The following is an 18,154-nucleotide window of genomic DNA, read 5'->3' as shown; positions in this document are numbered from 1 at the left end:
CGAGCTATTCGGGCTCCGGGGCGTCGAGCCAGCGGTCCAGGGTCTGGCAAAGCGTGGTCACGCCGTCGCGCTTGAGCGACGAGAAAAGCTGCACCGATACCAGGTCTTCCCACTCTACAAGGCGCGAGCGCACTTTTTGAAGTGAGGCGCTGGCCGGGCCCTTTTTCAGTTTGTCCGCCTTGGTGAGCAGAATGTGCACCGGTAGCCCACGCTGGTCGGCCACGTCGAGCATGGTCAGGTCGAACTCGGTCAGCGGGTGGCGCACGTCCATCAACAGCACCACGCCTTTCAGGCTAAAGCGCGCGGTCAGGTACTCGGAGAGATGGCGCTGCCACTCGAGCTTGACCGACTCGGGCACCTTGGCGTAGCCGTAGCCGGGCAGATCCACCATGCGCGTGGCGGGGTTGTTCATCAGGCTGAAGAAGTTGATTAGCTGCGTGCGCCCGGGCGTACGTGAGGTGCGCGCCAGTGCTTTTTGCTGGGTCAGCGCGTTGATCGCGCTCGACTTACCCGCGTTCGAGCGCCCGGCGAAGGCGACTTCGGCGCCGGTGTCGTCCGGGCAGAGGCCCAGGTGCGGGGCGCTCACCATGAACTGAGCGGTGGCGTAATTAAGGCGCGGGCTAGCCGGGCGAGGGCTTTCGCTTTCGCGATCTTGAGTCGGCATGGAAAAGATCCTGAATGCTTGAGTCACACATCAAGGCTACCCTGAAGCTGTAAATCCTGGCCCGCACAGTGGCCGGTTCAGAGGCGGCCATTTAAGCCATGGGCGGGATTCGTTACACTTGGTCAGGCCGGTAGGCTTGCTGAAAACGCTAGTGTAACACTGGACGGCGGCGAAAAAGCGGGCAAGTATGGCTTTTGAATCATCTTCACCCTGCGCTTTCACTTTTGTCTGACGGGCTCAGGCGCAAGCTATAAAGGGGCTTACCCGGGAACCGCTTGGCGGTTACGAGAGTCATAGGCTTCGCTCAACTTTGGAGAATTTTTATAATGCTTAAAGTATTCGTGGCGGCCCTGGCCGGTCTTACCCTTTCCGCTGGCGTCAGCGCCCAGGACGTCGTAGAAGGGCAGGATTACACGCTGTTGGAAAACCCGGTAGCGACCGTAGCCGACGACGCCAACGTCGAAGTCACCGAAGTGTTCTGGTTTGGCTGCCCGCACTGCTACGCCCTGCAGGAGCCGGTCAACGAGTGGTACGAAACCCTGGATGACGATGTCGAGATCATCAAAATGCCGGCCACCATGGGCGGCAACTGGAACACCCACGCGACCGCCTTCTACGCCGCTCAGTCGCTGGGTATCGAAGAAGACCTGCACGAAGACTTTTTTGACGCGATTCATCAAAACGGCCAGTCGCTGACCGACGAAGACGACATCGCCGCGTTTTTCGCCAACTACGGCGTGAGCGAAGACGAGGCCAAAAAGGCCCTGAATTCCTTCCCGGTGCGCAGCGAAACCAACCGCGCCAATAGCCGCATGCGCGAAATGCGCCTGATGGGCGTGCCGGCGCTGATCGTCGACGGCCGCTACGTGGTCACGCCCAGCAGCGCCGGGGGGCTGGACAACATGCCGGTGATCGCCGAGGCGCTGATCGAGCGCGTGCGCAGCGAGCGTGACGAGTAATCGTGCTGAGCACCTCGGCCAGCGATAAACCGCTTGGCACGGATAGCCCGCTTTGGGAAAAAGGGTCGCTGAGACTTTTGACCTTCAATCTCCAGGTGGGCATTCAAACGTCGGCGTATCATCATTACCTGACCCGTAGCTGGCAGCACTTCTTGCCCCACCCGCGCCGCGTCAAGCGGCTGGATGTGATGGGCGGGGTGCTCGGCAAGTTCGACGTGGTGGGGCTTCAAGAGGTTGACGGCGGAAGCTTTCGCTCGAGTCGCATCAACCAGGTCGAGTACCTGGCCACCCAGGCCGGGTTCCCGCATCACTTTCAGCAGCTCAACCGCAACCTGGGGCGCATGGCCCAGCACAGCAACGGGCTGCTCTCCAGGCTCAAGCCCAGTCGCATCGAAGAGCACCGCCTGCCCGGCACTCGAGGGCGCGGCGCCATTCACGTGCGCTTTGGCGACGGCCCGGATGCGCTGCATATCTTCGTGGCGCACCTGGCGCTTAGCCACCGCGGCCGGGTGCGCCAGCTCAACTACCTAAGCGATATCATCGCCCCGCTTCGCCACGTGGTGGTGATGGGGGATCTCAACTGCACGCCGGAGCAGCTGCACGCCCACGAGCGCTTCAGCGCCTCCTTGCCGTTGCATCCGGTCAAGCCGCTTTTGAGCTACCCCTCCTGGCAGCCGCGCCGGGCGCTGGATCATATCCTGCTCTCGCAAACCCTGGAGGCCGCCGAGGTGAACGTGCTCGATCATCTCTTCTCGGATCATCTGCCGGTCGCCGTCGATTTGCCGCTGCCCGCCGCCTGCCTGCAAGCCCTCAAGGATAGCCAGCACCAACGCCCCACCACCGCGGACTAAGCGCTATAACCGCCCGTAAGCGCCCTTTAAGCCATAAAAGGGCGCTTTGAAGACCTATCGTGGTCGCAGGGGATGACGCAAGGGCTAGAATCAGCGATCATTTCGAGTCGATTCTTGAAGGCAGGACACCCTAATGCGTGCAAATTCTCACGAGCCGCGTCTGCTGCGCGCCCTCGATGGGCTAACCGAAGGCGTTGGCCGAGCGATCGCCTGGCTTGTGATCGTCATGATGCTGGTGCAGTTTGCCATCGTGGTGCTGCGCTACGTGATTGGAACCAACAGCATCGTCATGCAAGAGTCGGTCATGTACATGCACGCCGCGGTCTTCATGCTGGGCTCGGCGTGGACGCTCAAGCACGACGGTCACGTCCGTGTGGATATCTTCTACCGCAAGCTTTCCAGTCGGGCGCGGGCATGGATCGATTTCCTCGGCACGCTCTTTTTGCTCATTCCCGTGGCGCTTTTCATCGCTATCGGAAGCGTCCACTACGTGGCGAGTAGCTGGGCCATTCTCGAACGCTCGCCCAACGGCGGCATCCCGGCGGTGTATCTCTTGAAAACGCTGATTCTGGTCATGGTGGGGCTGTTGCTTTTGCAGGCGGTGGCGCAACTGATCCGCCAGGCGCTGATCATCCGCGGCGCACTGCCCAACCCCTCCCATGAGCACGAGGAGGTCGTCTAGTGGCCGTTTTATTGGACTTCATGCCGCTGGTGCTCTTCGCCGCCGTGTGTGGCGTGTTGATGCTGGGTTACCCGGTGGCGCTGTCGCTTGCCGGCACGGCGCTGGCCTTTGCGGGTATCGGGATGGCGCTACAGGCGCTGGGCGTATCGGTGCCGTTCGAGGCGCGCATGATGGGCGCGATGCCCAACCGCCTTTACGGCATCATGACCAACTCGACGCTTTTGGCGGTGCCGCTTTTCATCCTGATGGGCGTGCTGCTGGAAAAATCCCGGGTGGCGGAGACGCTTTTAGACGCCATGGCGATGCTCTTTGGCTCGCTGCGCGGCGGACTTGGGCTTTCGGTGGTCATCGTGGGCATGCTGCTGGCCGCCTCGACGGGTATCGTCGGCGCCACGGTGGTCACCATGGGGCTCTTGTCGCTGCCGACCATGCTCAAACGTGGCTACTCGCCGGCGCTTGCCACCGGCACCATTTGCGCCACGGGCACCCTGGGTCAGATCATTCCGCCTTCGATCGCCCTGGTGCTTTTGGGCGACGTGCTCTCCAATGCCTACCAGCAGGCGCAGCTCGCCATGGGTGTCTGGAGCCCGCAAACGCTTTCGATCGGCGATCTGTTCATCGGCGCGCTGGTGCCGGGGCTGATTCTGGTCGTGGCCTACATCGTTTATCTTCTGGTCTTCGCCTGGCTCAAGCCCGCCTCGGCGCCGGCGGTGGATCGTGAGACGCTCAAGGCGGAGCTCAATCATACGGGGGCGATCTGGCCGCTTTTGTTGAAAGGACTGGTGCCGCCGGTGCTTCTGATCGTGGCGGTACTGGGGTCGATTCTGGGCGGTTTCGCCACGCCCACCGAGGCCTCGGCGGTCGGGGCGTTCGGCGCGCTGGTGCTGGCGGCGGCGAATCGGCGCTTGAGCTTTTCGATGCTGAGAGAGGCGCTTTACTCCACCGCCCAGGTCACCAGCATGGTGTTTTTGATTTTGATCGGCGCGGCGCTGTTTTCACTGGTCTTTCGCGCCTACGGCGGCGAGGAGCTGGTCACCAGCCTGTTCGAGTCGATGCCGGGCGGCGTGGTCGGGGCGACGATCATCGTGATGCTGGTGATCTTTTTGCTCGGCTTCATTCTCGACTTCATCGAGATTACTTTCGTGGTGGTACCGATCGTCGGGCCGGTGCTGCTCGCCATGGGGGTCGACCCCATTTGGCTGGGCATCATGATCGCCGTGAACCTGCAAACCTCGTTTTTGACACCGCCGTTCGGTTTTGCGCTTTTCTACCTGCGCGGCGTTACGCCACCCGGTGTGCCGACCTCGGCCATCTACAAAGGGGTGATTCCGTTCATCCTGCTGCAACTGGGTATGCTGCTGGCACTGTCGCTGTTCCCGGGAATTGCGACCTGGCTTCCTTCCGTGATGTAAGAGGTAGGTAATGATGACAGACATTGCAAAGGTACTGACCATCGCCGGCTCCGACCCTTCCGGCGGCGCCGGGCTACAGGGGGATATCAAGACGTTCTCGGCGCTGGGCGTTTACGCGACCAACGTCATCACCGCGGTGATCGCGCAGAACACCCAGGGCGTGGCCCAGGTCGAGCCGGTGTCGCCTTCGATGATCCGCGTCCAGCTCGAGAATCTGTTAGCGGATGTCGAGATCGACGCGGTGAAAATCGGCATGGTGGGCAGCCGCGAGGTCGCCGAAGTGATCGCTGACGTGCTCGACAAGCACCGCCCGCGCTGGATCGTGCTCGACCCGGTGATGGTGGCGAAAAGCGGCGATATTTTGGTGGACGACGAGGGCATCCGCGCGGTGCGTGATATCCTGGTGCCGCTGGCCCATGTGATCACCCCGAACCTGCCTGAGGCCGCCGTGCTGCTGGGGTCGGCTTCGCCGAAAACGCCGGACGAAATGGAGGCGATGCTGCCCGGGCTCACCCGGCTCGGCGCGCCTTTCGTGGTGCTCAAGGGCGGCCATCTGACCGGTGAAACCTGCCCGGATCTTTTGGCGACGCCTTCTGAGCACGCCTGGCTTCCCGCCTCGCGCATCGCCACCGAGAACCTGCACGGCACCGGCTGCGCGCTCTCATCGGCGGTGGCGGCGTGTCTGGCGAAGCTGCCCCTGGAGGCGGACAACCAGGCGCCGATTGCCGCGATCAAGGAGGCCAAACAGTGGCTGCACGCAGCGCTTGAGGCCAGTGAGCGGCTAAACGTCGGCCACGGCCGCGGGCCGGTCCATCACTTTCACCGCTGGTGGTAATATGAAGGCCTTGATTCAGCGCGTTAAAAACGCCGATGTCAGCGTCGAGGGGGAGAGCGTCGGCGCCATCGAGCAGGGGCTTTTGGCCCTGGTGGGGGTGGAGCGCGGCGATAGCGAAACGGACGCGGACAAGCTCCTGCACAAACTGCTTCACTACCGCGTGTTCAGCGATTTGGAGGGCAAGATGAACGACAACCTGCAGCAGGCCGAAGGCGGTTTGCTGCTGGTCTCTCAGTTCACGCTGGCCGCCGATACCCGCAAGGGGCTGCGCCCGGGCTTTTCGAGCGCCGCCGCCCCCGAAGAGGGCGAGCGGCTCTTCGATTATCTGGTTGGTAAGGCTAAAGCGGCTTGGCCGAACGTCGAAACCGGCCGGTTCGGCGCCGATATGCAGGTAGCGCTGGTCAATGATGGGCCCGTGACCTTCATGCTCGAAAGCCGCTAGGCTCTGTCTGAAAAGTGCCTGCGCTCGACAATACAGCGTTAAAAATTGGCTCAAAATACTCATTTACACATGTAAACTCCGTTTTTTCGCCAGTTTTTGCCTTGTCTTGTCTTCGCTCGTCGACTTTTCAGACAGACCCTAGCGTTCGAGCGGGCGCTAGTGCGCCTCGCTTTCGAGTATTTCGGCCTCCATCGCCTCCAGCGCTTCTTCGGCGGCGAGCCACTGCTGCTCGGCGCGCTCGACGCGCTCCTTGCAGTTGGCCTGCTCGGCCAGCGCATCCGTTAACTCGCCCTTGCGTGCCGGGTCGGTGTAGAGCTCGGCATCGGCCAGGCGCTCTTCGACGCGCTCGAGCGCTTTTTGCGCGCTCTCCATCGCCTTTTCCGCCTTGTCGCGCTCCTTCTTCTGCGGTCTGAGCTTTTCGCGCAGCTCCGCGGCGGCCTTGCGGGACGCCTTGCGATCCACCGTCGGCGCCTGGCGCTCGTTTTTCTCCTGACGCTCCTCCCGGCGGCTCTCTTCCAGGCGCGCTTTCAGCCAGGCGCGGTAGTCGTCCAGGTCGCCATCGAAGGGCTCGACCCGGTGATCCGCCACCCGCCAGAACTCATCCACCGTGGCGCGCAAGAGGTGGCGGTCGTGGGAGACCAGAATCACCGTGCCTTCGAAGGCCGAGAGCGCCTGGGTGAGCGCCTCGCGCATCTCCAGGTCCAGGTGGTTGGTGGGCTCGTCGAGCAGCAAAAGATTGGGCTTTTGCCAGGCGACCAGGGAAAGTGCCAGGCGCGCCTTTTCGCCGCCGGAAAACGTGGCCACGTTGCTAAAGGCGTCGTCGCCTTTGAAGCCGAAGCCGCCGAGGAAGTTGCGGATATCCTGGTCGCTGGCGGTGGGCGAGAGGCGCTGCACGTGCACGAAGGGCGTGGAGCTAACATCGAGGCCTTCGAGCTGGTGCTGGGCGAAGTAGCCGATCGAGAGGTGCTCGCCGGGGATGCGCTTGCCGGTGAGTAATTCGAGCTCGCCGGTCAGCGACTTGATCAGCGTCGATTTACCCGCGCCGTTAGGGCCCAGCAGGCCGATTCGGCTGCCTGGCAGCAGGCTGAGATTGACCTTGTCGAGCTGCACGTTATGGCCGTTTTCGCCAGCGTAGCCCAGCTGGGCGTCGTCGAGGACCAGCAGCGGGTGCGAGGTCTTGTCCGCGGCGGGCAGGGTGAAGTGAAAGGGCGAGTCGACGTGGGCCACGGCGATCTCTTCCATACGCTCGAGCATTTTCACGCGGCTCTGCGCCTGACGGGCCTTGGTCGCCTTGGCCTTGAAGCGGGTCACGAAGCGCTCGATCTCCTCGCGTCTGGCCTGCTGCTTGGCGGCTTCGGCCTGCTGCAGCGCGAGTTTTTCCGCCCGGGTGCGCTCGAAACGCGAGTAGTTGCCGCGGTAAAGCTCGACGTCCTGGTGGTGCATGTGCACGATGTGATCGCACACCGCGTCCAGAAAGTCTCGGTCATGGGAGATCAACAAAAGCGTGCCCGGGTAGCGGGTCAGCCAGTTCTCCAGCCACAGCAGCGCGTCCAAATCCAGGTGGTTGGTGGGCTCGTCGAGCAGCAGCAAATCGGACGGCATGAACAGGGTGCGCGCCAGGTTGACCCGCATCCGCCAGCCGCCGGAAAAGCTCGATAGAGGCTGGGTCAAATTCGCCTGTAAAAAGCCCAAACCAACCAGCAACTGGGCGGCGCGGGATTCGGCGGTGTAGCCATCGAGGGTTTCGATCAGACCGTGCAATTCGGCTTCGCGGTGGGCATCCTGGGCGTTTTGGGCGTCACTCAGGTCTTGCTGGGCCTGGCGCAGGGCGGTGTCGCCGTCCAGCACGTATTCGATGATCGAGCGGTCCAGCGCCTCGACCTCTTGCGCCATGTGGGCCACGCGCTGGCCGCCGCTCATTTCGATATCGCCCTGGTCCGGGCCTAGCTCGCCAAGCAGCAGTTTGAAAAGACTCGACTTACCGGCGCCATTGGCGCCGATGATGCCCGCCTTGACGCCGTTATTGAGCGTCAGGTCGGCGTTGTTCAGCAGCGTTTGCGTGCCCCGTTGCAGGGCGACTTGGCGCAGTGCGATCATGCTTTCTCCCCAGTGAGGCTTACGTGATGCCCGATTCTAACCGATTGCAGCGCTTGCAGCAGGCACCGCTTTGGGATTTCGCCTGCGATTTCTACGCCTTTGATGAGGTGGCGACGGCGTGTTTGATCCTTCAGGACAGCGCCGGAGTCGATGTGTGCGAACTGTTGTTTCACTGCTGGCTTTACCGATACGGTCTGCAGGCGCAAACCGCGGCGCTCGAAAAAGCCCGCGCGGTGCGAAAGCATTGGCAGCAAAGCGTGACGCAAACCCTACGCGAGCTGCGCCGCGACCTAAAACCCGACGCCGCCCACAGCAGCTCGATTGCTAAGCTGCGCGAGACGATCAAAAACGCCGAGCTTCAAGCCGAAAAAGAAAATCTCCAGGCTTGGCAGGCATTTATCGAGAAAAATCCTCATGCTGTGTCCGCGGTTGACGAAAACGGCAGAAGCGCGCGTGATGTAGGCATTTGGCTGCAAAGTAGGCTTTTTTCGCTCACTTTTGCCCAGAGCCAAAAACTCATGTACGAGCAGGGTCGAAGCGTTGAAAGCACCTGGCGCACGCTGGTTTGGCGCCTTGACCCCGTTAACTGTGCGCGCTAGCCTCAAATTAAGCTATTTTTGAATAACGCGTGGTTTTTGAGTTGCCCGTGCCCGCTTTCAAACGTAGCGGGTAATGCATCGACTCCTGCGCTAGCCGTTATTCGAAAATGGATTTTTGCGCACTTCTTGACGCGCTTACCACTGCAAGGGGAACACTGCATGAAGGCTCACAAGGCTTTATCTACGCGCTCGGTCACCTCGAAACTTCTTACCTCGGCAAGCGTCGGCGCGCTGTTGTTCGGGCTAAGTGCCACCGCCCAGGCAGACAACTGGCGCTATGCTCACGAAGAGTACGAGGGCGATGTCCAGGACGTCTTCGCGGTGGCGTTCAAGGAGTACGTCGAGGATAACTCCGACCATACCGTTCAGGTCTATCGCTTTGGCGAGCTGGGCGAGTCCGACGACATCATGGAGCAGACGCAAAACGGTATTCTGCAGTTCGTCAACCAGTCTCCTGGCTTTACCGGTGCGCTGATTCCCGAGGCGCAGATCTTCTTCATTCCGTATCTGCTGCCCACCGACGAGCAAACCGTTCTCACGTTCTTCGATGAAAGCGAAGCGATCAACGAGACGTTCCCCGAGCTCTATGCCGAACAGGGCCTCGAGCTTTTGCAGATGTATCCGGAAGGCGAAATGGTGATCACCACCGATGAGCCGATTAGCTCGCCGGAGGACATGCAAAACAAGAAAATTCGTACCATGACCAATCCGCTGCTGTCCGAGACCTACAGCGCGTTTGGCGCCACGCCGACACCGCTGCCCTGGGGCGAGGTTTACGGCGGTTTGCAGACCGGTATTCTCGACGGTCAGGAAAACCCGATTTTCTGGATCGAGTCCGGTGGTCTTTACGAGGTATCGCCCCACCTGACCTTTACCGGTCACGGCTGGTTCACCACCGCGATGATGGCCAATCAGGACTTCTACGAAGGGCTCTCCGAGGAAGACCAGCAGCTGGTACAAGAGGCGACCGGGGCGGCCTACGAGCACACCATGGAGCACATCCAGGGCTTGGCCGAAGAATCTCTGGAGAAAATCCAGGCCGCTTCCGACGAAGTGACAGTTACTCGCTTGAACGACGAGCAGATCGAGGCGTTCCGCGAGCGTGCTCCCCAGGTCGAAGAAGAGTTTCTTGAAATGACCGGTGAGCGTGGCGCTGAGCTTCTCGAGCAGTTCAAGGCCGATCTCGAAGCCGTCACTAACGAGTCATGAAGCGCCTGCCATCTTACGTTGGCACCACAAAGCAATGACGCAGGGGCAGCCACGGCTGCCCCTTTTTTATGTCACCGGCGTGTTCACCGGTTGACCATGGCCGTTTAACCACCATTTTCCAGACGCTACGTTCGAAACCGCTCAAGGAGACACCCATGACCGATGAAGAAGCCGAAGATAACTACCGCTCGGGGTTACCCGGCGTGCTGGGCATGATCGACACCGCAATTAGCAAAATCGAGTCAGTGATTCTGGCGCTGGGGGTTTTGCTAATGGCGTTGAATACGGTGGTCAACGTGATTGCCCGGTTCGTGTTTGGCAACAGCATCATGTTTTCCGGCGAGTTAAACCGAATTTTGATCATCATGATCACCTTCGCGGGTATCGGCTACGCTGCCCGTCACGGGCGTCATATCCGCATGTCGGCCATTTACGATGCGCTGCCGGTGGGCGGGCGCCGGGCGCTGATGATCGTGATTTCGCTTTTTACCTCGCTCGTCATGTTCTTTCTGCTCTACTACTCGGTGGTGTACATCCTCGATCTTTATAGCAAGGGGCGGGTGCTGCCCTCGCTCGGGCTGCCCATCTGGATGATCTACATCTGGGTGCCCATGGGGTTTTTGATCACTGCTGTTCAGTACTTGCTGACCGCGGTGAAAAACGTGACCAGCCACGACGTGTACCTCTCGACCGGCGTTGTGGACGGCTACAAAGATACCGAAACGGAAGTCTAACAAGAGTAAGGCAGGCTTAGGGAAACACTATGACGACGATAATGGTAGTGACCATGATCGCCCTGCTGTTGCTGGGCTTTCCTATGATGGTGCCGCTGATTACCGCGGCGGTAATCGGCTTTTACATGATGTTCAACGGTTTCGGCCAGATGGATACGCTGATTCAGCAGATGATGGCCGGTATTCGCCCGGCCTCCCTGATCGCCGTTCCCATGTTCATTCTCGCCGCCGATATCATGACTCGGGGGCAATCGGCCAACCGGCTGATCGAAATGGTGATGTCGTTTATCGGCCATATCAAGGGCGGCCTGGCGGTGAGTACCGCCGCTTCGTGTACCCTGTTTGGCGCGGTTTCCGGCTCCACTCAGGCAACGGTGGTGGCGGTGGGCTCGCCGCTTCGCCCCAAAATGCTCAAGGCGGGCTACTCGGACTCTTTTACGCTGGCGCTGATCATCAACGCCAGCGACATCGCCTTTTTGATTCCGCCGAGTATCGGCATGATCATCTACGGGGTCATTTCCGGTACCTCCATCGGCGAGCTGTTCATCGCCGGTATCGGGCCGGGCCTTCTGATTTTGTTCATGTTTTCGGCGTACTGCATCCTTTATGCGGTCGTCAAGGATGTGCCCACCGAGCCACGCTCGAGCTGGAAAGAGCGCGGTGTGGCGGTGCAAAAGGCGCTCTGGCCCTTGGGCTTTCCGGTCATCATCGTCGGTGGTATCTACGGCGGGGTCTTCAGCCCCACCGAAGCGGCGGCGGCCTGTGTGCTCTACGCGGTACTGTTGGAGTTCGTGGTGTTTCGTTCGCTAAAGATGAACGACATCTACACCATCGCCAAGTCCACCGGTTTGATCACCGCGGTGGTGTTCATTTTGGTGGCGGTGGGTAACGGTTTCTCCTGGATCATCTCCTTTGCCCAGATCCCCCAAGCCATTCTGGAAGCGGTAGGCGTCAACGAGGCCGGCCCCACTGGGGTATTGATCGCGATCTGCGTCTCGTTTTTCATCGCCTGTATGTTCGTCGACCCGATCGTGGTGATTCTGGTGCTCACGCCCATCTTCGCCCCGGCGATTGCCGCCACGGGGCTGGACCCGGTGCTGGTGGGTATCCTGATCACGCTGCAGGTGGCCATCGGCTCGGCCACGCCACCCTTTGGGTGCGATATCTTCACCGCCATCGCGATATTCAAGCGCCCGTACCTGGACGTCATCAAGGGAACGCCGCCGTTTATCTTCATTCTGATTCTCGCCGCGGCGCTTTTGATCATGTTCCCGCAGATCGCGCTGTTTTTACGCGATGTCGCCTTTCGTTGAACGCAAGGAGTGTGAGGCATGTTTCATCGTATCCTGATACCGGTGGATGGCTCGAAGGGCGCCATGAAAGCGCTCGAAAAGGCAGTCAGCCTTCACCTTCTAACCGGTGCGGAGCTTTACATCCTGTGCGTTTTCAAGCATCACAGCCTTTTAGAGGCGTCGCTCTCCATGGTGCGGCCTAACCGGCTCGACATTCCCGACGACGCCTTGAAAGAGTACGCCACCGAAATCGCCGTCTACGCCAAGTCCCACGCGGTGGAGCTGGGTGCGGAGTCCACCAAAGTGCGCGCCTTCGTGAAGGGCGGGCGGCCATCGCGTACCATCGTGCGCTTTGCCCGAAAACGGGAGTGCGATCTGACCGTGATTGGGGCTCAAGGCACCAACGGCGACAAGAATTTATTGCTGGGCAGCGTTTCGCAACGCGTCGCGGGAGCATCGCACTGTCCTACACTGGTGGTGTAGTCTTAAACCTTTGACGCAACATAAGGTCTTAAGCGAAGGTAAGCGTATCGTGTCAGCGAACGCTTTGCGCATAACAGCGACACAGCATTTATTAGCCGGCGCACAGCGTCCTTGAAGAAGGTTTTAAAATGAAAGCAATGGTCTCTACTACGTTCAAAACTACGTTCAAAACCGCGGCTTTGACGGGTCTTCTTTTGGTGGCCCCCTTTGCCGCCGCCGAGCCGGAAACCGACGAGCAGCGCTTGGCTTACAGCCTGGGCGTTACGCTGGGCGAAAGCATGCAGGCCGATGTCGAAGATCTTGATATCGACACCTTTTCCGAAGGTATGCGCGACGTGTTCGAAGGCAACGAGCTTGCCTTAAGCGAAGAAGAGATGATGGAAACGCTGGTCGCGTTCCAGCAGCGCTCCATGCAGGAGCGTGAAGAGCAGGCCGCCGAAATCGCCGAAATGAACCAGCAAGAGGGCGAAGAGTACCTCGAAGAAAACGCCGAGCGCGAAGGCGTCGAAGTCACCGACTCCGGCCTTCAGTATGAAGTGCTCGAGTCCGGCGAAGACGACGGTCAATCCCCCGGCCCCGAAGACACGGTGGAAGTGAACTACGAAGGCATGCTGCTCGACGGCACCGTGTTCGACAGCTCTTTCGAGCGCGGCGAGTCAGTCACCTTCCAGGTCAACCAGGTAATCGAAGGTTGGCAGGAAGCGCTTCAGATGATGAGCGTCGGCGATAGCTGGATGATCTACATTCCGTCCGAGCTTGCTTACGGCGAGCAGGGACAGGGCCCGATCGGTCCCAACGAGATGCTCACCTTCCGCGTCGAACTGCTGGGCATCGAGTAAGCATGATCCCACGCCTTTAAGCTACTCTGCGCCGCTTTTTAGCGGCGCTTTTAGTATCAGGGGCGCTTTGTCATCGTTTAAACGCCTTACGGTAAACAGAGTTTTCAATGAAAGGCTTTCAATGAAAGGATTACTGTCTTCTATCGCCTTGGCTGGTTGGCTGCTGACGGCGCCCTATGCGGCGGCGGCGCCGGACACTGACGAACAGCGCTTCGCCTATAGCTTTGGGGCCACGATCGCCGAGGATATGCAGGAAAACCTCGAAATCGAAAACCTCGATTTACAGGCACTCGGCGACGGCATGCGTGATGTGTTTGATCACAACGCGCTGGTGTATGGTTGGCCGGTGATCAATACGGCGGTCCAGCAAGGGCCGAGTGGCGCCCTCGACGGGCATCATCTTGGCTACAGCTACGGTGCTACCATGGCGCAAAACTTCATGCGTAATACCGAAGGCCTCGCTGAGCCACTCGAAGTCGATATCGATGCGTTCATCGACGGCATGCGTGACGTGTTTGCCGGTAACGCGCTGGCGCTAAGCCGCGACGAGATCAGTGCGACAAGAGAGGCGTTTGAAGCACGCCGCGCTCAAACGGCCGACGAGAAAGAGCGGCTCTTGAATGCCGATAGCGAGGCCTTTCTGGCGCGCAATGCCCAGCGTGACGGCGTGATCGAAACCGAAGCCGGTTTTCAGTTCGAAAAGCTCGAGTCCGGTAGCGGCGCCTCGCCCGGCCTGGACGATAGCGTCGAGATCAGCATCCAACGTATGAACCCGGACGGCACCGAGTCGGGTGAACCGGCCTCGACGAGTACCTACGCGATCAACGAAGCGCAAGGGGGATTTAAACAGCTACTGCCGCTCATGCGCGTGGGCGATGTCTGGATGCTCTACACGCCCGCAAAGCTTGACCAGGATAATGGGCTTCAACTGCAGCGTGTCGAGCTATTGAGCATTGAATAAATGAAAAATCCCTGCGGTTTTACCTTTTGGTTGGCGGGCGCGCTTTTGTCGATGGCAGGCGCGAATAGCGACGCTGTCGCCGAGAATGGCACGCCCGGGGCGCTACCCCCGTTAGGCGCCGCGCAAGGCCAGGCCAGCGTCGTCGGGGTTTCCGCGGGCGGCTATATGGCCAGCCAGCTAGCGGCAGCGTGGCCCGAGCGCTTTAAAGGTCTGGGTGTCGTCGCTGCCGGGCCCTGGGGGTGTGCACAAGGAACATTGAGTCTGGCGCTTCGCCAGTGCATGCAGGTGAGCCGGGGGCTGCCCTCGCTCGAGGCCTTGGACGAGCGCTTCGAGCGCTACCGCGAGCAGTCGCTGGTGGGCAGCCGGGAAGCGCTTGGCGCGCTTCGTGTGTTCATTGCCCACGGCGACGACGACGAGGTGGTGGCGCCGGAGCTGGGTGCGCTGCTGGCCCGCCAATGGCGTGGCTGGAGCGCAGAGGACCAGGTGCGTTTCACGCCCGGAAGCCAGGGCCACGGCTGGCCGGTGCGCCTGCCCGCGCAGGCAAGCGTTGGCCCCCACGCGCTGGGGGGCTGCCGCCAGGGCGGGGGCAGCTTCGTGCTCGCCTGCGACGACGACCTGGCCGCGGATATGCTCGCGTGGTTCTACCCTGAGCGCGCCGGGGCGGCGTCCGATGGCGCGCTAATAGCCTTTGATCAAAGCGATTTCGCCGCGAAAGGCCTGGCCGACACCGGTTATCTTTTCCTGCCCAGGGGATGTGAAGAGGGTGGGTGTCCGGTGACCGTGGCGCTTCACGGCTGCCAGATGAGCGTCGAGGACATTGGCGACGTGTTCATCCGCCATAGCGGCCTGAATGATTGGGCGGTAGAGCACGGCCAGGTCGTGCTCTACCCCCAGGCCGAAAGCAGCCTGGCCAACCCCCAGGGGTGCTGGGACTGGTGGGGCTTTGCCGAAAGTACCTGGCAGCTCAACCCGCAGCACGATACCCGCGAAGGCGTGCAGGTACAGGCGTTGATGAACATGCTGGATAGACTCGAAGCGCCTCTCGATTAAGCGCCTTCGCGGCGCTCGTTAGCTTTTTTGGCGGCGAAGCTCCCGGTCCAGGGCGGACACCAGCGCGCCGGGCGTGGGCGAGTGAAGCACCTGTTCGAGAACGTCTCCTTCCCGATTGACCAGAAAAAGCCCGGCGGTGTGGTCCAGGGTGTAAGCCATGGAGGAGTCCGGCGTGTCGACTCGCTGCCACACCACGCCGTAGCGCTCGGCCACGTCCTCAAGCTCTTTGGGCGACCCCACCAGGCCAATGAACTCCTCACCGAACGCCTCCATGTATTCGCGCATGCGCGCCAGGGTGTCGCGCTCCAGATCGACGGTCACCATCACCGGCACCACGCGTTCGCGCGTCTCTTCGTCGAGCTGAGCCAGCGCCTGGCGTTTGACCGCCAGGGTGATCGGGCAAACGTCGGGGCAAAACGTGTAACCAAAAGAGACCACGGCCACCTGGTCCTCTTCCAGCTGGGTCAGCGCGAAAGCGCCGTCGGTCGAGGCCATGGCGATCGGCCCGCCGCGCAGGCCCTGCTCATCGTCGCTCGAGCCCATGATGAATAGCACCAGCGCGGCGAGCGCGGCCACCCCCAAAAACACCGCTACAATGACCGCAGGGCGCTTTTTTAAACGTGTTTGCATTGACTAACTCCTGGTGACGTCGAAATCGAACCAACTGCCGATTTTCCCTTCCGGGGTGGTTAGTATGACACGTGCGCGCCAGGGCATGACGGCCTGGGTGCACATACCCACCTGGCCCTGGCCGTTGAAGTGGCCCGGGGCGGTGGCCATCAGGTTAAAGCGATGAAGCCCCATGTCCATGTCACGGCCGTTGAACACGACGCTTACCTGGCTTGCCTCGATCCCTTCGATCTTGACCTCTAGCGGCAAGACACTCAGGGCGTCGATCGAGCCATCCACGTCCACGGCGAAGCTGAGCTTGCCATCACCCAGGGGGGCGGTGCAGGCGCTGTCGTGGAGTTGGCAGCCCGGGTTCGGGGCAAACCAGGTGATATCGTCGCCGCCGCGCAGCCAGCTGTTCAGGCCATACACCAGGCAAGCCATCAGCGCCACGGCGGTCACCAGCATCAGCACATTGAGGACAGGAAATCCGGTAACGTATCCCGAAGAGGTTGGTTTGTTCATGGGAAAAGCGTCACGATACGGCCATAGGCTAGAAAAGATACTGCATGGTAGCAGCAAACGTGCCCCAGGCCAGTGGCCAGGATGTCGCACGTGGGCGGGGTCAATCAGGAGTAGCGATGAACAGTATTACCGGGGCGCTAGGGCCACTTTTTTTACTGATTCTGCTCGGCGCGGCCCTTGGCTACAAGCGCTGGCCGGGCAGCGAGTTCTGGGCGCAGATGGAAAAACTCATCTACTTTCTACTGTTCCCCGCCATGCTGGTGGCAACGCTTGCCACCGCGGATGTAAGCCAGGTGCCGGTGGCCAGGCTTGCGGGCGTGCTGCTCGGCGCGATTATCCTTCTCACACTGCTGCTCTGGGGGCTACGCGGGTGGCTTTTGCTCCCGGCGCCGGCGTTTACCTCGGTCTTCCAGGGGGCGATTCGCTTCAATACCTACGTGGGGGTGGCCGGTGCCGGGGCGCTGCACGGAAGTGCGGGGGTAACCACCGCGGCGGTGGCGGTCGCGGTGATGGTGCCGGTGGTCAATGTTCTCTGCGTGGCGAGTTTCATCAAGGCGGGGACGCTTGGCCCAACGAGCCTTCGCGCCAGCGCCCTGGCGCTGATCAAGAACCCGCTGATTTTGGCGTGCCTTGCGGGTATTTTTCTGAACCTGATCGGGATCGGCCTGCCGGGCTGGAGCGAAAACGCCGCGAAACTGCTGGGCCGCGCGGCGCTACCGCTGGGGCTGGTCGCCGTTGGCGTGGCGCTGCGCCCGGCGGCGCTTTTACGTATAGACCGGGGAACACTCACCACCAACGTGACCAAGCTTTTGGTGATGCCCGTCGTCGTGCTGCTGCTGGCCTGGGCTCTAGGCCTCGATGCGCTGAGCCGTGACGTGGCGCTTTTGTTCGCGGCACTCCCCACGGCCACCTCGGCCTATATCCTTGCCCGCCAGCTCGGCGGCGATGCCGAGCTCATGGCGGCGATCATCACCGGGCAAACACTTTTGGCGATGCTCACGCTGCCGTTATGGCTTCAATTAGCCAGCGGGTAAAAATAAATAAAAAGTATTCGCATTTGTGTTGACGCAGTAAATGAGAATGATTATATTGTCCTTACTGGCGTTTGATGAGACGTCAGGGCCAAGGCAGCAGACTTTTTCTGTCATGGTTTCTCCCTCTCATTGCTAGTCACGGTCTTTTGCCACTCCTCTGGAGTGGCTTTCTTTTTTTTGGGCCCTTCGAATCGTTATCTCAGGCACGCCGTGGCCTCAACCCCCTGCCGATGATGCAAGCTGCGCGCGCTAAAGTGTCTAGACCGAGGCGCTCACTCATTGTCCTTCATTCCAGGCTCTCGCGATCATGGCCCACAAGAAACCCCACCTGCCGACCAAAATCTGCCCCGTCTGTCAGCGACCCTTCACCTGGCGCAAGAAGTGGGCGCGGGATTGGAACAACGTCGTTTACTGCTCGCAGCGGTGTCGGCGTTCGGGCGTTTGATATCGGATGGCCATAAAAAAAGCCGCCAACGCTGGCTAATGCCGTTCAGTTAAGCTTGGCTATCACCTGTGGGACGGAGCTTTAGCTCGCGACGGGTGGCTTGGCCAAGGCGCCTGACGGCGCCATTCGCCGAATGGTCGGACTACCGCTGAAGCGGGCTCCACAACAACGAAATCTTGCATCCATCCCTTGTAGGAGCAGGCTTCAGCCAGCGATGCAGCGCAACGCGCTGCTGGGGTTGGTGATGATGGCAACCAAAAGTGCCGTCGCCATCGAAGGGCGGCTATCGCCGCCATCGCCCAATGGAATTGGGCTCCTACAATGGAGTCGTGCCCCATCTCTCGTAAGAGCAGGCTTTAGCCAGCAACGCAGCGCAACGCGCTGCTACAATAGATTTACCGCTCGTTGTGGGTAGGCAAAAGCCTTAATTGA

The 18,154-nt window shown here is 60.7% G+C and carries 20 protein-coding genes; 16 read left to right on the top strand and 4 right to left on the bottom strand.

The window, feature by feature from the left end:
• Positions 1 to 4 precede the first annotated feature (4 nt).
• Positions 5 to 664, bottom strand: coding sequence for a ribosome biogenesis GTP-binding protein YihA/YsxC (gene yihA, locus ACWFVE_RS16375; protein ID WP_447530321.1), 660 nt, complete (start codon positions 662 to 664; stop codon positions 5 to 7).
• Between the two features lie 326 nt (positions 665 to 990).
• On the opposite strand from yihA, the gene ACWFVE_RS16370 reads away from it, so the two are divergent.
• The 6 genes from ACWFVE_RS16370 to dtd all read left to right on the top strand — a co-directional run bounded on the left by ACWFVE_RS16370 (position 991) and on the right by dtd (position 5,845).
• A complete protein-coding gene (locus ACWFVE_RS16370; RefSeq protein WP_447530320.1) occupies positions 991 to 1,623 on the top strand; it encodes a thiol:disulfide interchange protein DsbA/DsbL in 633 nt (210 codons plus the stop codon).
• Positions 1,624 to 1,628: 5 nt separating this feature from the next.
• Positions 1,629 to 2,474, top strand: coding sequence for an endonuclease/exonuclease/phosphatase family protein (locus tag ACWFVE_RS16365; protein WP_447530562.1), 846 nt, complete (start codon positions 1,629 to 1,631; stop codon positions 2,472 to 2,474).
• Between the two features lie 133 nt (positions 2,475 to 2,607).
• The gene (locus tag ACWFVE_RS16360) at positions 2,608 to 3,156 is read left to right on the top strand and encodes a TRAP transporter small permease subunit (RefSeq protein ID WP_447530319.1); all 549 of its coding nucleotides are present in this window, start codon (positions 2,608 to 2,610) and stop codon (positions 3,154 to 3,156) included.
• A gap of 20 nt (positions 3,157 to 3,176) precedes the next feature.
• On the top strand, positions 3,177 to 4,568 hold the full coding sequence (locus tag ACWFVE_RS16355) for a TRAP transporter large permease (protein WP_447530561.1): 1,392 nt from the start codon (positions 3,177 to 3,179) through the stop codon (positions 4,566 to 4,568).
• Between the two features lie 13 nt (positions 4,569 to 4,581).
• Entirely contained in the window at positions 4,582 to 5,403 is an 822-nt protein-coding gene (gene thiD, locus ACWFVE_RS16350) for a bifunctional hydroxymethylpyrimidine kinase/phosphomethylpyrimidine kinase (RefSeq protein WP_447530560.1), read from the top strand.
• Between the two features lies 1 nt (position 5,404).
• Positions 5,405 to 5,845: a D-aminoacyl-tRNA deacylase gene (dtd, locus tag ACWFVE_RS16345; RefSeq protein WP_447530318.1), complete on the top strand. Its 441-nt coding sequence runs from the start codon at positions 5,405 to 5,407 to the stop codon at positions 5,843 to 5,845.
• Positions 5,846 to 6,001: 156 nt separating this feature from the next.
• Here the strand turns inward: dtd and ACWFVE_RS16340 are convergent, their stop codons facing one another.
• Positions 6,002 to 7,942, bottom strand: a complete 1,941-nt coding sequence (locus ACWFVE_RS16340) for an ABC-F family ATP-binding cassette domain-containing protein (RefSeq protein WP_447530317.1) — start codon at positions 7,940 to 7,942, stop codon at positions 6,002 to 6,004.
• A 26-nt stretch (positions 7,943 to 7,968) separates the two neighbouring features.
• Here ACWFVE_RS16340 and ACWFVE_RS16335 point away from each other — a divergent pair, with 26 nt between their 5' ends.
• The 8 genes from ACWFVE_RS16335 to ACWFVE_RS16300 all read left to right on the top strand — a co-directional run bounded on the left by ACWFVE_RS16335 (position 7,969) and on the right by ACWFVE_RS16300 (position 15,109).
• On the top strand, positions 7,969 to 8,541 hold the full coding sequence (locus ACWFVE_RS16335) for a TIGR02444 family protein (RefSeq protein WP_447530316.1): 573 nt from the start codon (positions 7,969 to 7,971) through the stop codon (positions 8,539 to 8,541).
• Between the two features lie 159 nt (positions 8,542 to 8,700).
• Entirely contained in the window at positions 8,701 to 9,750 is a 1,050-nt protein-coding gene (locus tag ACWFVE_RS16330) for a TRAP transporter substrate-binding protein (RefSeq protein WP_447530315.1), read from the top strand.
• Between the two features lie 155 nt (positions 9,751 to 9,905).
• Positions 9,906 to 10,484: a TRAP transporter small permease gene (locus ACWFVE_RS16325; RefSeq protein ID WP_447530314.1), complete on the top strand. Its 579-nt coding sequence runs from the start codon at positions 9,906 to 9,908 to the stop codon at positions 10,482 to 10,484.
• A gap of 29 nt (positions 10,485 to 10,513) precedes the next feature.
• Entirely contained in the window at positions 10,514 to 11,797 is a 1,284-nt protein-coding gene (locus tag ACWFVE_RS16320; protein ID WP_447530313.1) for a TRAP transporter large permease, read from the top strand.
• A gap of 18 nt (positions 11,798 to 11,815) precedes the next feature.
• Positions 11,816 to 12,259 carry a universal stress protein gene (locus ACWFVE_RS16315; protein WP_447530312.1) on the top strand — a complete coding sequence of 148 codons (444 nt, stop codon included), beginning with the start codon at positions 11,816 to 11,818 and terminating at the stop codon, positions 12,257 to 12,259.
• A gap of 128 nt (positions 12,260 to 12,387) precedes the next feature.
• Positions 12,388 to 13,098 carry an FKBP-type peptidyl-prolyl cis-trans isomerase gene (locus ACWFVE_RS16310; protein ID WP_447530311.1) on the top strand — a complete coding sequence of 237 codons (711 nt, stop codon included), beginning with the start codon at positions 12,388 to 12,390 and terminating at the stop codon, positions 13,096 to 13,098.
• A 121-nt stretch (positions 13,099 to 13,219) separates the two neighbouring features.
• A complete protein-coding gene (locus ACWFVE_RS16305) occupies positions 13,220 to 14,059 on the top strand; it encodes an FKBP-type peptidyl-prolyl cis-trans isomerase N-terminal domain-containing protein (RefSeq protein WP_447530310.1) in 840 nt (279 codons plus the stop codon).
• Entirely contained in the window at positions 14,060 to 15,109 is a 1,050-nt protein-coding gene (locus ACWFVE_RS16300; protein WP_447530309.1) for an alpha/beta hydrolase-fold protein, read from the top strand.
• Positions 15,110 to 15,127: 18 nt separating this feature from the next.
• Here ACWFVE_RS16300 and ACWFVE_RS16295 read toward each other — a convergent pair whose 3' ends face one another.
• Together ACWFVE_RS16295 and ACWFVE_RS16290 are read right to left on the bottom strand one after the other, a co-directional pair.
• A complete protein-coding gene (locus ACWFVE_RS16295; RefSeq protein ID WP_447530308.1) occupies positions 15,128 to 15,739 on the bottom strand; it encodes an SCO family protein in 612 nt (203 codons plus the stop codon).
• Positions 15,740 to 15,742: 3 nt separating this feature from the next.
• Positions 15,743 to 16,243: a hypothetical protein gene (locus ACWFVE_RS16290; RefSeq protein ID WP_447530307.1), complete on the bottom strand. Its 501-nt coding sequence runs from the start codon at positions 16,241 to 16,243 to the stop codon at positions 15,743 to 15,745.
• 116 nt (positions 16,244 to 16,359) lie between these two features.
• On the opposite strand from ACWFVE_RS16290, the gene ACWFVE_RS16285 reads away from it, so the two are divergent.
• Positions 16,360 to 17,277, top strand: coding sequence for an AEC family transporter (locus tag ACWFVE_RS16285; protein WP_447530306.1), 918 nt, complete (start codon positions 16,360 to 16,362; stop codon positions 17,275 to 17,277).
• Positions 17,278 to 17,584: 307 nt separating this feature from the next.
• Entirely contained in the window at positions 17,585 to 17,722 is a 138-nt protein-coding gene (locus tag ACWFVE_RS16280; protein ID WP_447530305.1) for a DUF2256 domain-containing protein, read from the top strand.
• Positions 17,723 to 18,154: the final 432 nt, after the last annotated feature.

It is taken from the genome of Vreelandella mediterranea, from assembly GCF_970647075.1.
The sequence above is the reverse complement of the archived record's forward strand: the minus strand, read 5'-3'. Positions and strand labels throughout refer to the sequence as shown.

Excerpts from the sequence above, each read along its gene's own strand:
- yihA (WP_447530321.1), bottom strand. The coding sequence starts at position 664 with ATGCCGACTCAAGATCGCGAAAGCGAAAGCCCTCGCCCGGCTAGCCCG.
- ACWFVE_RS16335 (WP_447530316.1), top strand. The coding sequence starts at position 7,969 with ATGCCCGATTCTAACCGATTGCAGCGCTTGCAGCAGGCACCGCTTTGG.
- ACWFVE_RS16325 (WP_447530314.1), top strand. The coding sequence starts at position 9,906 with ATGACCGATGAAGAAGCCGAAGATAACTACCGCTCGGGGTTACCCGGC.
- ACWFVE_RS16360 (WP_447530319.1), top strand. The coding sequence starts at position 2,608 with ATGCGTGCAAATTCTCACGAGCCGCGTCTGCTGCGCGCCCTCGATGGG.
- ACWFVE_RS16285 (WP_447530306.1), top strand. The coding sequence starts at position 16,360 with ATGAACAGTATTACCGGGGCGCTAGGGCCACTTTTTTTACTGATTCTG.
- ACWFVE_RS16370 (WP_447530320.1), top strand. The coding sequence starts at position 991 with ATGCTTAAAGTATTCGTGGCGGCCCTGGCCGGTCTTACCCTTTCCGCT.
- ACWFVE_RS16355 (WP_447530561.1), top strand. The coding sequence starts at position 3,177 with ATGCCGCTGGTGCTCTTCGCCGCCGTGTGTGGCGTGTTGATGCTGGGT.
- ACWFVE_RS16310 (WP_447530311.1), top strand. The coding sequence starts at position 12,388 with ATGAAAGCAATGGTCTCTACTACGTTCAAAACTACGTTCAAAACCGCG.
- thiD (WP_447530560.1), top strand. The coding sequence starts at position 4,582 with ATGACAGACATTGCAAAGGTACTGACCATCGCCGGCTCCGACCCTTCC.
- ACWFVE_RS16330 (WP_447530315.1), top strand. The coding sequence starts at position 8,701 with ATGAAGGCTCACAAGGCTTTATCTACGCGCTCGGTCACCTCGAAACTT.
- ACWFVE_RS16295 (WP_447530308.1), bottom strand. The coding sequence starts at position 15,739 with ATGCAAACACGTTTAAAAAAGCGCCCTGCGGTCATTGTAGCGGTGTTT.
- ACWFVE_RS16320 (WP_447530313.1), top strand. The coding sequence starts at position 10,514 with ATGACGACGATAATGGTAGTGACCATGATCGCCCTGCTGTTGCTGGGC.
- ACWFVE_RS16290 (WP_447530307.1), bottom strand. The coding sequence starts at position 16,243 with ATGAACAAACCAACCTCTTCGGGATACGTTACCGGATTTCCTGTCCTC.
- ACWFVE_RS16305 (WP_447530310.1), top strand. The coding sequence starts at position 13,220 with ATGAAAGGATTACTGTCTTCTATCGCCTTGGCTGGTTGGCTGCTGACG.
- ACWFVE_RS16315 (WP_447530312.1), top strand. The coding sequence starts at position 11,816 with ATGTTTCATCGTATCCTGATACCGGTGGATGGCTCGAAGGGCGCCATG.
- ACWFVE_RS16300 (WP_447530309.1), top strand. The coding sequence starts at position 14,060 with ATGAAAAATCCCTGCGGTTTTACCTTTTGGTTGGCGGGCGCGCTTTTG.
- ACWFVE_RS16280 (WP_447530305.1), top strand. The coding sequence starts at position 17,585 with ATGGCCCACAAGAAACCCCACCTGCCGACCAAAATCTGCCCCGTCTGT.
- ACWFVE_RS16340 (WP_447530317.1), bottom strand. The coding sequence starts at position 7,942 with ATGATCGCACTGCGCCAAGTCGCCCTGCAACGGGGCACGCAAACGCTG.
- dtd (WP_447530318.1), top strand. The coding sequence starts at position 5,405 with ATGAAGGCCTTGATTCAGCGCGTTAAAAACGCCGATGTCAGCGTCGAG.